The following is a 13,369-nucleotide window of genomic DNA, read 5'->3' on the forward strand; positions in this document are numbered from 1 at the left end:
CAGGCTCCCCAGCAGTTCAAGCAGCTGCTGATGACCTCCGGCTTTGACCGCTATTTCCAGATCGCTCCCTGCTTCCGGGATGAGGACGCCCGGGCCGACCGCTCCCCCGGCGAGTTCTACCAGCTGGATATGGAGATGGCCTTCGCCTCCCAGGAGGACGTGTTCGCCGTTCTGGAGGACGTGCTGCCTCCCATCTTCGCCAAGTACGGCAAGTATGACCGTGCCTCCGGCGCTCCCTTTATGCGCATCCCCTACACCGAGGCCATGGAGAAGTACGGCTCCGACAAGCCGGACCTGCGCATCGACCTCACCGTTCAGGATGTGACGGAGGTGCTCTCCGGCTGCGGCTTCGGGCCCTTCGAGGGCAACCGGGTCAAGGCCGTGGTGGTGGGCGACTTCCACGAGACCCGCAAATTCATCGACAAGACCCTGGCCGACGTGGAGGTGGTCTCCGGCGGCAAGCCCTACTGGTTCCGCCTGGACGAGAACGGCGAGATCGTGGGCGGCATCGCCAAGTTCGTCACTCCCATCAAGGAGCAGGTGGTCTCCGCTTTGAACCTGAAACCCAATGACTTCGTGGCTCTCTCCGCCGGCAAGCTGGGCGAGGCCCAGAAGACCGCCGGCGTCCTGGTGAAGACCCTGGGCGCCGCCGTCCCCGGCCACATGGACAAGGAGCAGTACGCCTTCTGCTGGATCGTGGACTTCCCCATGTACGAGATCGGCGAGGAGTCCGGAGAGCTGGAGTTCTGCCACAACCCCTTCTCCATGCCCTCCGGCGGCCTGGAGGTGCTCCTCAAGGCGGAGCGTGGCGAGATCGACCCCCTCACCATCACCGCCGACCAGTACGACCTGGTGTGCAACGGCGTGGAGCTCTCCTCCGGCGCCGTGCGGAACCACGACCCTGAGATCATGATCAAGGCCTTCGAGATGGTCCGTCTGGGCGAGGAGGACGTGAAAGCCAAGTTCCCCGCCATGTACAACGCCTTTACCTACGGCGCACCCCCCCATGCCGGTATTGCCCCGGGCATTGACCGCATGGTGATGCTGCTGGCGGGCGAGGACTCCATCCGGGAGATCATCCCCTTCCCCATGAACAAGAACGCCATGGACGTGATGATGGGGGCCCCCAGCGAGGTGACGCAGAAGCAGCTGGATGAGCTGCACATCGCGCTGGTGAAGCCTGAGGAATAAACAGCAAAACGCCCCGCTCCCATAAGGAGTGGGGCGTTTATTCTTCGTCAGTCTCTTCCTGATAGCAAATCAGGTCCTCCGGTGCGCACTTCATAATCTTGCACAGCTTCCCAAGCGTCACCGTCGTGATCGGTTCATCATGTCGAATCCTTTGCAGGGTGGCGGATTCAATTCCCTGGTTGCCCAGATAATAATAGGAAATATTGTGTTTTTTCATATATTCCCGCATCGGTGCAAACGAAATCGGCATGAAATCACCTCATGCCAATTATATGTAAGTTGACGAAATCCATTATAGTAATTATAATGACTATACGAGGTGATGACAGTGGACTATCAAATTCTGTACCACAAGCTGTTCAACGCCTGCACAGATGCGCTGAATGACATGGAAAATCAAAACTTTGGTCAGGCAAAAGACCGATTGATTTCCGCCCAGCAGGAGGCAGAGGACCTCTATTTGAATCAAACTGCCGCAACGGAAAAGGCGGAGCCGTAAGGCTCCGTCTTTTTTTTGCAAGGGCATCTCCTTTCAAGGATTCCACCCCCCATTTTCTTTTGGTCTTGCCCAAAAGAAAACGGGCCGTGGACGGTCCAAAAGAAAAGGCGCAAAACGGCAAGACGGCCCAAAATGGCCATCTTGCCGTAAGTACGGGAATCTTCTCAGACACTGCCCATGGAACCCGGAAGTCTTCTGCCGAGTACGCCGGGCATTTGTACTGATAGGCCCCTATACCCGCATGAAAACTGCGGCGGAATTTCCGGCAGTGGTCGGATGTGACCAGTTTCTCTTTCCGCGCGTTCCGCTTCGCTACGCGCTGCCCGGGCGCGTATGGGCAGCGGCAGCGGAAAGAGAAGTATTGTCAATCCGGTGGCTGCACCCCGTTGACTGCTAAGGTACGGCATGCGGGAAAGCACTGCCCGGAGTAGTACCGGGTTCGGCGCACTCGGCAGTGTCTTGCAGGGTTTGCAGAGAGTGTCTGAGAAGACCAGCGCTTTCTTTTCCACCGCTCCGGCGGCGGCTTTTCTTTGGCAAGACAAAGAAAAGCGGGGGCCGGAATCTATCATAGGGGACGCCTTTGCAAAAAAGAGACGGTAGAGTTTCCCCTGCAAACATGGTATACTGGTGAAAATGTTCCCCGGGAGGTGCATCCCCATGAAACGCATTCTGACGGCGGCTCTGGCCGCCTTCCTGCTGCTGGTCCTCCCTGCCTGCGGCGCATCCTCGCAGACGGCACAGGAACCGCCTGCAGCGCAAGAACCGGAGGAGGCCCCCACCCCGCCTCCGGAGCCCACGGAGGAGGAGCTGGAAGCCCAGGAGATCGAGGATCTCCTCTCCTCCCTGACCACGGAGGAAAAGGTGGGCCAGCTGTTCTTCGTCCGCTGTCCGGCGGAGAGCGCCGCGGAGGACGTGGGCACCTACCACCTGGGAGGCTACATCCTCTTCGGCCGGGACTATCAGGACGCTGCGGGCGCCTGGCTCACCAGGGAGCAATTCACCGCCACAGTGCAAAGCTACCAGGATGCCGCCCTGGCGGATACCGGCATTCCCCTGCTCATCGGCTCCGACGAGGAGGGGGGCACCGTCACCCGGGCCAGCCGGAACCCCAACCTCTTTGACGCCCCCTTCCTCTCCCCCCAGGCTCTGGCCAGGGAGCAGGGGGAGACGGACACACACAACGTCTTTGCCGCCGACGCCTGGGAGAAAAACAGCGCGCTGCTGGCCCTGGGCATCAATGTGAACCTGGCCCCGGTGGCGGACGTGTCCACCGACCCTGCCGACTTCATCTATGACCGCTCCCTGGGGCAGGACGCCCAGGCTACCGCCGACTATGTGACCGACGTGGTCACCGCCATGGGGGATTGCGGCATCGGCAGCGTTTTGAAGCACTTCCCCGGCTACGGCAATAACGCCGACACCCACACCGGCATTGCCGTGGACCAGCGGAGCCTGGAGAGCTTTGAGAAAAGCGACTTTCTCCCCTTCTCCGCCGGCATCGCCGCCGGGGGCGGAAAGACCGCCGTGCTGGTGTCCCACAACATCATGACGGCGGTGGACGATTCCCTTCCCGCCTCCCTCTCCCCGGCGGTCCACGACCTTCTCCGGGACGATCTGGGCTTTGACGGCGTGGTGATGACCGACGATCTGGCCATGGAAGCCGTAGCCGCATACGCCGCTGACGGTGCCGTGGCCGTCATGGCCCTCCAGGCGGGGAACGACCTGGTGATCACCACCGACTACCGCACCCAGATCCCCAAGGTGCTGGAGGCGGTGGAAAACGGCACCCTCTCCATGGACACCATCGACACAGCCTGCCGCCGCCTTCTTACCTGGAAGCAGAATCTGGGTCTTTTGTAAAACCGATGCTGCAAATCCCCGTCCTGTTAGGGAAAGAACCTCATTGGAAGAGCGGATGAAAAAGGAGGCGTTCCCTTGAAGCGAGCTTTGCGGATTTTTGGCCTCTCGGCCCTTGCCATGTGCCTGTTGACGGTCTTTGCCCTGGCGGACTCCGGCCCCAAGGACCTGCTGACCGTGCGGGTGGAACACCCCCCGGAGGAGGGGTACTACCTGGACCTGGTGGCGGAGGGGGAATATGAGGGCCACACCTACGGCAGCGGTGACAGTGAATACAGCGGCATCGATTGGAGTTACTCGGATGAGGAAGCGGCAGCCCTGGACGCGGAATTGCTGGACGCCCTCCGCGCCGCCGTGCCGGAGGGATCCCATGCCTGCACGGCGGAGGGCACCAATGGTGCCCCCATGTGGGGCGATCTGGAGGGAGAGGACAGTCTCTCGGGCGCCCGGCTCCACACGTTCAGCTATTTCGGCGTACCGGATACCTATCAGGTTCTGATCGTCACCAAAGACGGGGACTCCTACCTCTCCCCGCCCTGCACCCGGCAGGTGCTCCAGTCCTCCGTCACCGTGGACTGGGCGTCGAAGTCTGTGGCGGTACCGTCGGTGTGGGCAAGCTATGTACTGCAATTTCTGTGCACCGCCCTCACCACCCTGGTCATTGAGGGAGGACTGCTGCTGCTCTTCGGCTTCGGCAAGACGAAACGCAACCGGCTGGTATTCCTGCTGGTGAATCTCGTCACCCAGGGAGGACTGGCTGTGTATACCGCCCATCTGTTCCTCCGCCACGGGGTCAGCGGCTGGTCGGTGCTTTTCGGCCTGATCCCGGCGGAACTGGTCATCACCGCAGTGGAAGCGCTGCTCTACCGGTATCTGCTCACCGGGCAGACCCGGGCCCGGGCCACCGCCTACGGCGTTCTCGCCAATCTCTGCTCCGCCGCTCTGGGAATTTTCCTGGCAGAGCCTGTGTGGCAGTTGATGGTATCAATTCTCTGACACGAAAGGAATGCTTCCCCATGGAAACGGAAAAACTCTACTATACCGACCCCTTTCTCACCACCTTTACCGCCAAGGTCCTCTCCTGTGAGGCGGGCAAGGGCGGGTATCTTGTCACCCTGGACCGCACCGCCTTCTATCCCGAGGGAGGCGGCCAGCCCGCCGACCACGGGACCCTGGGCGGCATTGCCGTCACCGATGTCCATGAAAAGGACGGGGTGGTAATCCACACTGTCGAAAAAGCGGTGGAAATTGGCGAAAACGTCACCGGCCGCATTGACTGGGCCCGGCGCTTCGACCACATGCAGCAGCACTCCGGGGAGCACATCCTCTCCGGTATTTTGTGCCGGGACTACCACTGTGACAATGTGGGCTTCCATCTGGGGGCCGACACCGTCACCATCGACTACAACACGGACATCTCCTGGGAGGAGGCCCTGGCGGCGGAGTACCAGGCCAACCAGGTCATCTGGGCGGACGCCCCGGTGGAGATCACCTACCCCTCCCCGGCGGAGCTGGAGCAGCTGGACTACCGCAGCAAAAAGGCCCTGACGGGGAAGGTTCGCATCGTCACCTTCCCGGAGGCGGACTGCTGCGCCTGCTGCGGCACCCATGTCCTCCGGGCGGGCCAGGTGGGCATCATCAAGGTCCTCTCCTGCCAGAAGTTCCGCTCCGGCGTGCGCATGGAGATCCTCTGCGGGGAGCGGGCCTGGCGCTACCTCTCCGGCACCTATGACCAGGCCCACGCCGTGGGCCAGCACCTGAGCGTTAAGCCCCTGGAGGCCGCCGCCGCGGTGGAGCGCCTCACCGAGGAGCTCACCGCCGCCAAAGCCCGCATGGCGGAGCTGGAGGGGGAGGTCTTTTCCCACAAAGCCCACGCATATTGTGGAAAAGGGGACGTGGTGTTGGTAGAGCCCTCTCTGCGGCCGGATGGCGTCCGGCGCCTGGCGGACGCCGTGGCCAAAGAATGCGGGGGTCTCGCGGCGGTATTTGCCGGGGAGGACGGCCGCTACAACTATGCCCTGGTGCGCGCCGACGGGGCGGACATCGCCCCCCTGGTGAAAGCCATGAACGCCGCCCTCACCGGACGGGGCGGCGGCCGCAGCGGCTTTGCCCAGGGCAGCGTCCAGACGGACGCGGACACCATCCATGCCTTTTTCAACAATTTTGCCGGAAAGGTGGAATAATCCCTCATGCGCTATGTTTTGGTAGAATACGACCATCCCCAGGAGGACGAGGCCAAGCAGGTCTACTCGGAGCTGGACCGGGAGGGGCTGGAGACCCGGCGAGTGGAGCTCTACCCCAATGGGCTGTGGTTTGCCTACGGGGATGAGCATGGCCGGGAGGAGGCCCTCTCCTCCACCCCCTTCCCCGCCGATGTGCGGGAGCTGAACGTGCCCGGAGAGGTTTCCGCCCGGACCATCGCCCCGGGGGTGTTCCGGGAGGTCTGGGACCAGGCGGCAGAGCGGCCCGACGGCTTTATGGGCATGTTTTTCTGAGAAGCCGCAAAAAATACGCCTGAAAAGGCGTAGCAGGGCGCGTAAGGCGCCGGGAGGGTCTATGAAGGATACGGATACCATCTGCCTGGCAGGGGGCTGTTTCTGGGGCATGGAGGCCCTTTACCGCCGTCTGCCGGGGGTCACAGACGTGGTATGCGGCTATGCCAACGGCGATACCGCCGCCCACGCCAACTATGAAACGGTGTGCACCGGCATCACCGGCTTCCGGGAGGCGGTGCTCATCACCTGGGACACGGGAAAGACCTCCCTGGAGGCGCTGCTCTTTGCTTTCTTTGCGGTGGTGGACGTGGAGCTGCCGGGCCGCCAGGGGGCGGACATCGGCACCCAGTACCAGACGGGGATCTACTGGACCACCCCGGAACAGGCGCGGGTGGTCCAGGCCGTAGCCGCCATGGAGGCGGCGGCGGTGCCGGTCTTCGCTGTGGAGCTGAAACCATTGGAGAATTTTTTCCCGGCGGAGGCATACCACCAGCGGTACCTGGAACGAAATCCCCGGGGCTACTGCCACATTTCCCCTGCCCGGCAGGGGGCGGTGGCATCGTATCCCTTCCGGCGGGAGGACTACACCCGTCCCGCCCGGCAGCTGCTTGCAGCATGGATGGAACAATAACGAAAGGCGCGGCCCAATGGGCCGCGCCTTTTGCTTTCTAAAAAGCCTCGCAGAGTTCCGCCGTCCTCAGTCGGCCATCTTTCTCAAAAAGGCAGCCTGTCAAACAATCAGGAAGAACTTGATGAGGAACAACGCGGAGATCACATAGGTCAGGGCGGAGACCTCCTTGGCCTTGCCGGTGAAGACCTTGATGACGGTGTAGGAGATGAGGCCGATGCCGATGGCGTGGCCGATGGAGCTGGAGATGGGCATGGCAATGAGCATCAAAGACACGGGCACCATCTGATCCAGGTCGTCGAAGTCCACGTTCTTGAGGCCCATGAGCATCAGCACGCCCACATAGATCAAAGCGGAGGACGTGGCCGCCGCGGGGATGATGGCGGCGATGGGGGCGATGAAGATGCAGGCCAGGAAGAGGACGCCGGTGGTGAGGGCGGTGAGGCCCGTGCGGCCGCCGGCCTCCACGCCGGAGGCGGACTCCACGAAGGTGGTGACGGTGGAGGTGCCGGTGCAGGCGCCGGCCACGGTGCCGATGGCGTCGGACAGGAGGGCTTCCTTCATGTTGGGCATGTTGCCGTCCTTATCCACCATGCCGGCCCGGGAGGCGGTGCCCACCAGGGTGCCGATGGTATCGAACATGTCGATCATGCAGAAGGTGATGATGAGGGTGATGGCGGTGAACCATCCGATCTGCAAAAAGCCCTGGAAGTCAAATTTGAAGAGTGTGGTCTCCACCATGTCGGCGAAGGGGGGTACGAAGGAGGCGGTGGAGAGGGAGGCAAAGGGATTCACACCCAATACCACAAAGTCACCCACCCAATAGATGATGGAGGCAACCAGCATGCCCAGCAGCACCGCTGCCTTGACGCCGTGCTTTGCCAGAATCACAATCACGAACACGCCCACGAACATGGTCACCACCGTGAGGACCATGGTGGAGTAGCCGCTGCCCATGGTGGTCTGGGCCACGCTGGGAGTCAGAGCGCCGAAGAAGTCACGCATCACGTAGAAGGGGCCGCCGGTCTCGGAGTAGACGCCCACGTTGGATCCAAGGCCGATGTTCATGAGCATGAGGCCGATGGCGGGGGCGATGCCCAGGCGCACGCCCAGGGGGATGGCGTCCACAATCTTTTCCCGGATGTTGAGAACGGACAGGATCAAAAAGAGGATGCCCTCCAGCAGGATGATCACCAGGGCGGACTGGAAGGACTCCACATAGCTCATGCCGGTGAGGCTCACGATGTTGGATACCACCACGGCAAAGAAGCTGTTGAGGCCCATGCCGGGGGCCAGGGCGAAGGGCTTGTTGGCCAGGAACGCCATGCAGAACATGGCCAGGGCGGAGGCGATGCAGGTAGCCAGGAACACGCCGTTCCAGAGGGCCGAGCCTGTATCAAAGTTTGTCAGCAGGTTCGGGTTCAGGGCGATGATGTAGGCCATGGTCATGAAGGTGGTGAGGCCGGCCAGGATCTCCGTGCGGACGGTGGTGCCGTTTTGCTGTAGTCGGAAGATCTTTTCCATAATTTGCTCCTTTCTCATTTCAAGTGCTTTTGCGCACATCTCTCTGTCATTATCATAAAAAATCCCAAGAGGAAATACAAGTGTCCGCCTGGGAGAAAAGGCTGACCTTTTTTTGGCGGGACATACAAATTTTTTGATACTTTTGAAACTTTTCAAAAAAAGAGGGCCGGCGGGTGGAAATCCGCCGGCCCTGAGGCTGGTTGAAAATGGGGATCAGTAGGCCAGCTTTTCCTCCAGCCAGCTCTTGACCTGATCCATGGGGATCCGCACCTGCTCCATGGTGTCGCGATCCCGGATGGTGACGCAGTGGTCGGCAGGGGTATTCTCGTCGCCCACGGTCTCAAAGTCCAACGTAATGCAGTAGGGGGTGCCGATCTCGTCCTGACGGCGGTAGCGCTTGCCGATGGAGCCGGTGTCGTCGTAGTCCACCATGAAGTACTTGGAAAGCTCATTGCGCAGCTCCTGGGCGGGGCCTGCCAGCACTTCCTTCTTGGAGAGGGGCAGCACGGCGGCCTTGAAGGGCGCGAGAGCCGGATGGAAGTGCATGACCACGCGGACGTCGTCGTTGCCCTTCTTGTCCTGGCCCACCACTTCCTCGTCGTAAGCCTCGATGAGGAAGGCCAGCGTCACGCGGTCGGCGCCCAGGGAGGGCTCCACCACATAGGGGATATACCGCTCGCCGGTCTCCTGGTCGAAGTAGGTCATGTCCTTGCCGGAGGTATTCTGGTGCTGGGTCAGGTCGTAGTCGGTGCGGTCCGCCACGCCCCACAGCTCGCCCCAGCCGAAGGGGAACAGGAACTCGAAGTCCGTGGTGCCCTTGGAGTAGAAGCACAGCTCCTCGGGGCTGTGGTCACGCAGGCGCAGGTGCTCCTCGCTGATGTTGAGGCCCAGCAGCCACTCCTTGCAGAAGGAGCGCCAATACTGGAACCACTCCAGGTCAGTGCCGGGCTTGCAGAAGAACTCCAGCTCCATCTGCTCGAACTCCCGGGTGCGGAAGGTGAAGTTGCCGGGGGTGATCTCGTTGCGGAAGGACTTGCCGATCTGGCAGACGCCGAAGGGCAGCTTCTTGCGGGTGGTGCGCTGGACGTTCTGGAAGTTGACGAAGATGCCCTGGGCGGTCTCAGGACGCAGGTACACGGTGTTCTTGGCATCCTCGGTGACACCCTGGAAGGTCTTGAACATCAGGTTGAACTGCCGGATGTCGGTGAAGTTGTGCTTGCCGCAGCTGGGGCAGGGGATGTTGTGGGACTCGATAAACTCCTTCATCTCCGCCTGGGAAAAGGCGTCGATGGGTTTGGGGAGCTCCACACCGTTCTCACCGGCCCAGTCCTCGATGAGCTTATCGGCACGGAAGCGCTCCTTGCACTCCTTGCAGTCCATCAGGGGGTCGGAGAAGCCGCCCAGATGGCCGGAGGCCACCCAGGTCTGGGGGTTCATGAGGATGGCGGCATCCAGGCCCACGTTATAGGGGTTCTCCTGGACGAACTTCTTCCACCAGGCCTTCTTGACGTTGTTCTTGAGCTCCACGCCCAGAGGGCCGTAGTCCCAGGTATTGGCCAGGCCGCCGTAGATCTCGCTGCCGGAGAAGATGAAGCCGCGGCCCTTGCACAGGGCAACGATCTTCTCCATGGTCTTTTCGCTGTTTTTCATGGGGATGCTCCTTTTCTGTCGTAAATTTTTTGCGACTCAGGGCAAAAAAACGCCCCGAGCCCAAGGGCTCAGGGCGAATCAAACGATCCGTGGTTCCACCTGAATTCGTGCCTGGCTGGCACGCACTTCGTTCCCGGTAACGGCGGGGACCGGCGGGGCATTTCCGCTCCGCGGCTCCAGGACGCCTTCTCCCCTCTCCCGCAAGGACTCGCACCATCCGCCCTCTCTCTTGCCCGGGAAACAAGGGATACTCCTCCCTGTCACAGCCTTTTTGACATGGTGCATGCTATCACGTTTTTCCGGGGTTGTCAAGTCCGGCAGCAGAATCTCCCGGTTTTCCCGCAAAAGAGCGAAAGTTCTTCACAAAATTTCAAAGTTTGTGGAGAACATCCCGCCCCAGTTCCCTCTTTTTCAGGAAAACCGCCTGAAAACAGAAAAACAGCCCGAAGCTTTCCACTTCGGGCTGTTTTTTGTGGATGGATTTACTTCTTCTCCCGGTCGTAGGCCACGATGACGCGGCGGTTGGGCTCGGTACCGGTGGAGTAGGTGGTGACGCCGGGCACATCCTGCAGCGCGGTGTGGATCACATGGCGCTCGTAGGCGTTCATGGGCTCCAGGGTGACGCTGCGGCGGTACTTGGTGACCTTGGCGGCCACCTTCCGGGCCAGGTGCTGGAGGCTCTGCTCCCGCTTGGCCCGATAGTTCTCGGCATCCAGCTGCACCCGCACCCGGCCGCTGCCGCTGCGGTTGACCGCATAGCTGGTCAGCTGCTGGATGGCGTCCAGGGTCTCGCCCCGGCGGCCGATGAGCCCGCCCAGGTTCTTCCCCTCCAGGATCACCTGATAGCGGCCCTTTTCCGGCTGGTAGATGTGGATGTCCGCAGGGCTCTCCATCTGCTCCAGCAATCCGGAGAGGAACTTCCGAATGGCCTGGGCCTTCTCGTCGTTCACTTCATCGCCCCGGTCCACGGCGGGAGCAGTCTCCTCAGCGGGAGCCTTCTCCTCCTGCACGGGAGCAGGGCGTTCTTCCTTCTTCTCCTTTTCCCGTACCTTGGGCTGCTGGGGCTTTTCGCTGCGGGGCTTGGGCTCCGCCTTCTTGGGCTGTTCCTCCTGGACAGGGGCGGTGGGCTCCTCTTCCTCGGGACCGTAGCTCACCCGGACCTTGGCCGGGCAGCTGCCCAGGCCCAAAAAGCCGGATTTCGCCCGCTCCAGAATCTCCACGGACACGTCGTCCCGGTCCAGACCCAGCTGGGCGAGAGCCTTGGAAATGGCCTCGTCCTCGGTCTTACCCGTTACATCGATAAACTCTCTCATGTCACGTTCCTCACTTCGTCTCACTGTCGTAGCGGTCCGCCTTGTAGGACCGGCCCCGGGCATAGGGACGGTCACCGATGCGGCCGGCCTCGGTGGTGCTGGACTTCTTGGCCTTGGCGGCCTTGGCCTCCTGGGCGGCCTTGCGCTTTTCCTTCAGGGTCTGCTTCTGGACCTGAGCCGCCTCACGGCGCTGCTCCTCCTGACGGCGCTTTCCCTCTTCGATGCGCTTTTGCCGCTCTGCCTGCCGGGCCTCATACCGGGCGTTTTCCTCTTCTTCCAGCTTCTTGGTGAAGAACTTGCCCATCACCAGCTCCTGCACGGCGGAGAAGGCGCTCTGGGCAATCCAGTACACGCCCAGGGCCGCGGGCATCATGAAGGCGATGTACACGGAGAACAAAGGCATGAACCACAGCATCATCTTGGTGGAACCGGCGCCGGGGCCCTCGGGCGTGGGCTGGGTGCGGGTCATGAACTTGGTCATGAGCAGCTGGCTGCCGCCGGCGATGATGGGGATGAGAATGAGGCCAATGGTGGCCCAGCTGAACGTGAAGTGGGTCACGGCATCCCAGGGATTGGTGGCCAGGTTCAGTCCCAGGAAGTTGTAGTTGACGTTGATCCAGCCGTCAATGTTGGCGGCGGCGTCCGGCAGCTGGGAGCTGATGAGGTTGGCCAGGTTGATCTGGCCGTAAGCCGTCAGCTGGGTGACGCCGTCGGTGACCACGGCCACGCCGTCCTTCATCTGGACGATCTGGCTCATGTCCAGGCCGGCAGCGGTGGCAGCGTCCACCAGCTGCTGCACCACGCCCTCACCCAGCATCATGAAGTGGGTGATGGGCTGGCGGATGATGGAGTACAGGGCGATCAGGATGGGGAAGGGCAGGAAGCTCCATAGGCACCCGCTCATGGGGTTGACGCCCTCCTCCTGGTAGAACTTCTGCATCTCCTCGTTCATCTTGGCCTGGTTGTTGGCGTACTTCTTCTGGATCTCCTGCATCTTGCCGGACATGCGGCTCATGCGCATCATGCTCTTCTTGGATTTCATCTGGAAGGGCAGCAGGATCAGCTTGAGCACCAGGGTGAACAGGATCAAAGCCACGCCGTAGGAGCCCGTCAGGTTATAGAACAGACGGACCAGCCAGGCAAAGGGCACGCAGATCCAGTATCCGATGGTTGAAAACATAGTCGGATCTTCCTCCAAAGTCGTATTTGGTTGCAGGTGTCGGGGGGTCTCCCCCGCTGTCCGCCTCAAAGGCGGACAAGATCTTGGTTCTCCCGGATCCCCGGCGCCTGTGGGAATACCTCCCCAGACAGTGGGGCACACCGGAGAACGCCCCTTCTTCAGGGCACGGGGTCATACCCGCCCTTGTGGAAGGGGTTGCAGCGCAGGATCCTACGAAAGGCCATCCAGCCGCCCTTCAGGGCGCCGTATTTTTCGATGGCCTCCAAAGCGTATTGGGAGCAGGTGGGGGTGTAGCGGCAGCAAGGGGGACGGTACGGGGAAATGGCCACGCGATAAAAGCGCACCAAAGCCAGCAAGACCCGTTTCATCATGGCCTTGCCTCCCCTTCCGTCAGTTCCAGCTTCCGGCAAAGACGCAAAAACGTGGCGTTGAGATCCTTCCAGGGAGCGGTCAATGTCCGTCCCCGGGCCACCAGCAGCACGTCGTATCCCGGACGCAGCTTGTCCCGGTTCAGGCGGTACACCTCCCGCAGGCGCCGCCGGGCCCGGTTGCGCACCACGGCGCCCCCCAGCTTCACGGAAACCGTGATGCCCAGGCGGTTGTGGCCCAGCTTGTTCTTGCGGCAGTAGACCACCATGGATCCGCTGACTGCGGAGGCTCCCCGCTGGTACAGCCGCCGGAACTCGTAATTCTCTTTGAGTGTCACCGCTCGCTTCACGGCGCTTCTCCGCCCTTTCTCGTCTTCACACCCGGCGTCCCCCGGATCGTCCTCCCGCCATCAGGCGGAAGAAACTCCGATAGGGACGGAGGAATCCTTACAAATTCCCGCCGTCCCTGAAGACGTCTTTTCAAGTGTCTCCCGCACGCTCCGCTTCGCTTAGTAGGAGAGGCGAGCGCGGCCCTTGGCGCGGCGACGGGAGAGAACCTTGCGGCCGTTGGCGGTAGCCATTCTCTTGCGGAAGCCGTGGACCTTCTGACCGTGGAGCTTCTTGGGCTGATAGGTACGTTTCGTTGCCATGTTGAGACACCTCC

The 13,369-nt window shown here is 61.6% G+C and carries 15 protein-coding genes and 1 other annotated feature; of the genes, 7 read left to right on the top strand and 8 right to left on the bottom strand.

What is annotated here, in order from left to right; all coding sequences use genetic code 11:
* Nucleotides 1-1,191 (top strand): aspartate--tRNA ligase (aspS, locus tag ACT67G_RS10660; RefSeq protein WP_443664226.1); only part of this gene is annotated, 1,191 nt, incomplete at its 5' end.
* Between the two features lie 37 nt (nucleotides 1,192-1,228).
* On the opposite strand, the gene ACT67G_RS10665 is transcribed toward aspS, so the two are convergent.
* Nucleotides 1,229-1,441 carry a helix-turn-helix domain-containing protein gene (locus ACT67G_RS10665; RefSeq protein ID WP_325246800.1) on the bottom strand — a complete coding sequence of 71 codons (213 nt, stop codon included), beginning with the start codon at nucleotides 1,439-1,441 and terminating at the stop codon, nucleotides 1,229-1,231.
* Nucleotides 1,442-1,519: 78 nt separating this feature from the next.
* Between ACT67G_RS10665 and ACT67G_RS10670 the strand changes: the two genes are divergently transcribed.
* The 6 genes from ACT67G_RS10670 to msrA all read left to right on the top strand — a co-directional run bounded on the left by ACT67G_RS10670 (nucleotide 1,520) and on the right by msrA (nucleotide 6,673).
* Complete coding sequence (locus ACT67G_RS10670) at nucleotides 1,520-1,690, top strand: hypothetical protein (RefSeq protein WP_325246798.1); 171 nt, start codon at nucleotides 1,520-1,522, stop codon at nucleotides 1,688-1,690.
* A gap of 657 nt (nucleotides 1,691-2,347) precedes the next feature.
* Nucleotides 2,348-3,550: a glycoside hydrolase family 3 N-terminal domain-containing protein gene (locus ACT67G_RS10675; protein ID WP_443664227.1), complete on the top strand. Its 1,203-nt coding sequence runs from the start codon at nucleotides 2,348-2,350 to the stop codon at nucleotides 3,548-3,550.
* Between the two features lie 75 nt (nucleotides 3,551-3,625).
* A complete protein-coding gene (locus ACT67G_RS10680; protein ID WP_443664228.1) occupies nucleotides 3,626-4,543 on the top strand; it encodes a hypothetical protein in 918 nt (305 codons plus the stop codon).
* Nucleotides 4,544-4,563: 20 nt separating this feature from the next.
* Nucleotides 4,564-5,730, top strand: coding sequence for an alanyl-tRNA editing protein (locus tag ACT67G_RS10685; RefSeq protein WP_443664229.1), 1,167 nt, complete (start codon nucleotides 4,564-4,566; stop codon nucleotides 5,728-5,730).
* A gap of 6 nt (nucleotides 5,731-5,736) precedes the next feature.
* Nucleotides 5,737-6,042: a DUF6881 domain-containing protein gene (locus ACT67G_RS10690; protein ID WP_325247204.1), complete on the top strand. Its 306-nt coding sequence runs from the start codon at nucleotides 5,737-5,739 to the stop codon at nucleotides 6,040-6,042.
* 61 nt (nucleotides 6,043-6,103) lie between these two features.
* Entirely contained in the window at nucleotides 6,104-6,673 is a 570-nt protein-coding gene (msrA, locus tag ACT67G_RS10695) for a peptide-methionine (S)-S-oxide reductase MsrA (RefSeq protein ID WP_443664230.1), read from the top strand.
* 99 nt (nucleotides 6,674-6,772) lie between these two features.
* On the opposite strand, the gene ACT67G_RS10700 is transcribed toward msrA, so the two are convergent.
* The 7 genes from ACT67G_RS10700 to rpmH all read right to left on the bottom strand — a co-directional run bounded on the left by ACT67G_RS10700 (nucleotide 6,773) and on the right by rpmH (nucleotide 13,355).
* Nucleotides 6,773-8,194, bottom strand: coding sequence for an NCS2 family permease (locus ACT67G_RS10700; protein ID WP_443664231.1), 1,422 nt, complete (start codon nucleotides 8,192-8,194; stop codon nucleotides 6,773-6,775).
* A gap of 213 nt (nucleotides 8,195-8,407) precedes the next feature.
* Nucleotides 8,408-9,844 carry a glycine--tRNA ligase gene (locus ACT67G_RS10705; protein WP_443664232.1) on the bottom strand — a complete coding sequence of 479 codons (1,437 nt, stop codon included), beginning with the start codon at nucleotides 9,842-9,844 and terminating at the stop codon, nucleotides 8,408-8,410.
* Between the two features lie 66 nt (nucleotides 9,845-9,910).
* Nucleotides 9,911-10,117: a binding site (T-box leader), on the bottom strand.
* 209 nt (nucleotides 10,118-10,326) lie between these two features.
* Entirely contained in the window at nucleotides 10,327-11,157 is an 831-nt protein-coding gene (gene jag / locus ACT67G_RS10710) for an RNA-binding cell elongation regulator Jag/EloR (protein WP_443664233.1), read from the bottom strand.
* Nucleotides 11,158-11,167: 10 nt separating this feature from the next.
* On the bottom strand, nucleotides 11,168-12,337 hold the full coding sequence (yidC, locus tag ACT67G_RS10715) for a membrane protein insertase YidC (protein WP_325244121.1): 1,170 nt from the start codon (nucleotides 12,335-12,337) through the stop codon (nucleotides 11,168-11,170).
* 158 nt (nucleotides 12,338-12,495) lie between these two features.
* Nucleotides 12,496-12,705, bottom strand: a complete 210-nt coding sequence (gene yidD / locus ACT67G_RS10720) for a membrane protein insertion efficiency factor YidD (protein WP_325244125.1) — start codon at nucleotides 12,703-12,705, stop codon at nucleotides 12,496-12,498.
* Nucleotides 12,705-13,055: a ribonuclease P protein component gene (gene rnpA / locus ACT67G_RS10725; RefSeq protein WP_325244119.1), complete on the bottom strand. Its 351-nt coding sequence runs from the start codon at nucleotides 13,053-13,055 to the stop codon at nucleotides 12,705-12,707. The genes yidD and rnpA overlap by 1 nt, the downstream gene beginning before the upstream one ends.
* 159 nt (nucleotides 13,056-13,214) lie before the next feature.
* A complete protein-coding gene (gene rpmH, locus ACT67G_RS10730) occupies nucleotides 13,215-13,355 on the bottom strand; it encodes a 50S ribosomal protein L34 (protein ID WP_286146965.1) in 141 nt (46 codons plus the stop codon).
* Nucleotides 13,356-13,369: the final 14 nt, after the last annotated feature.

The sequence above is a fragment of the Dysosmobacter sp. genome, assembly GCF_052306735.1.
Lineage (GTDB): Bacteria > Bacillota > Clostridia > Oscillospirales > Oscillospiraceae > Oscillibacter.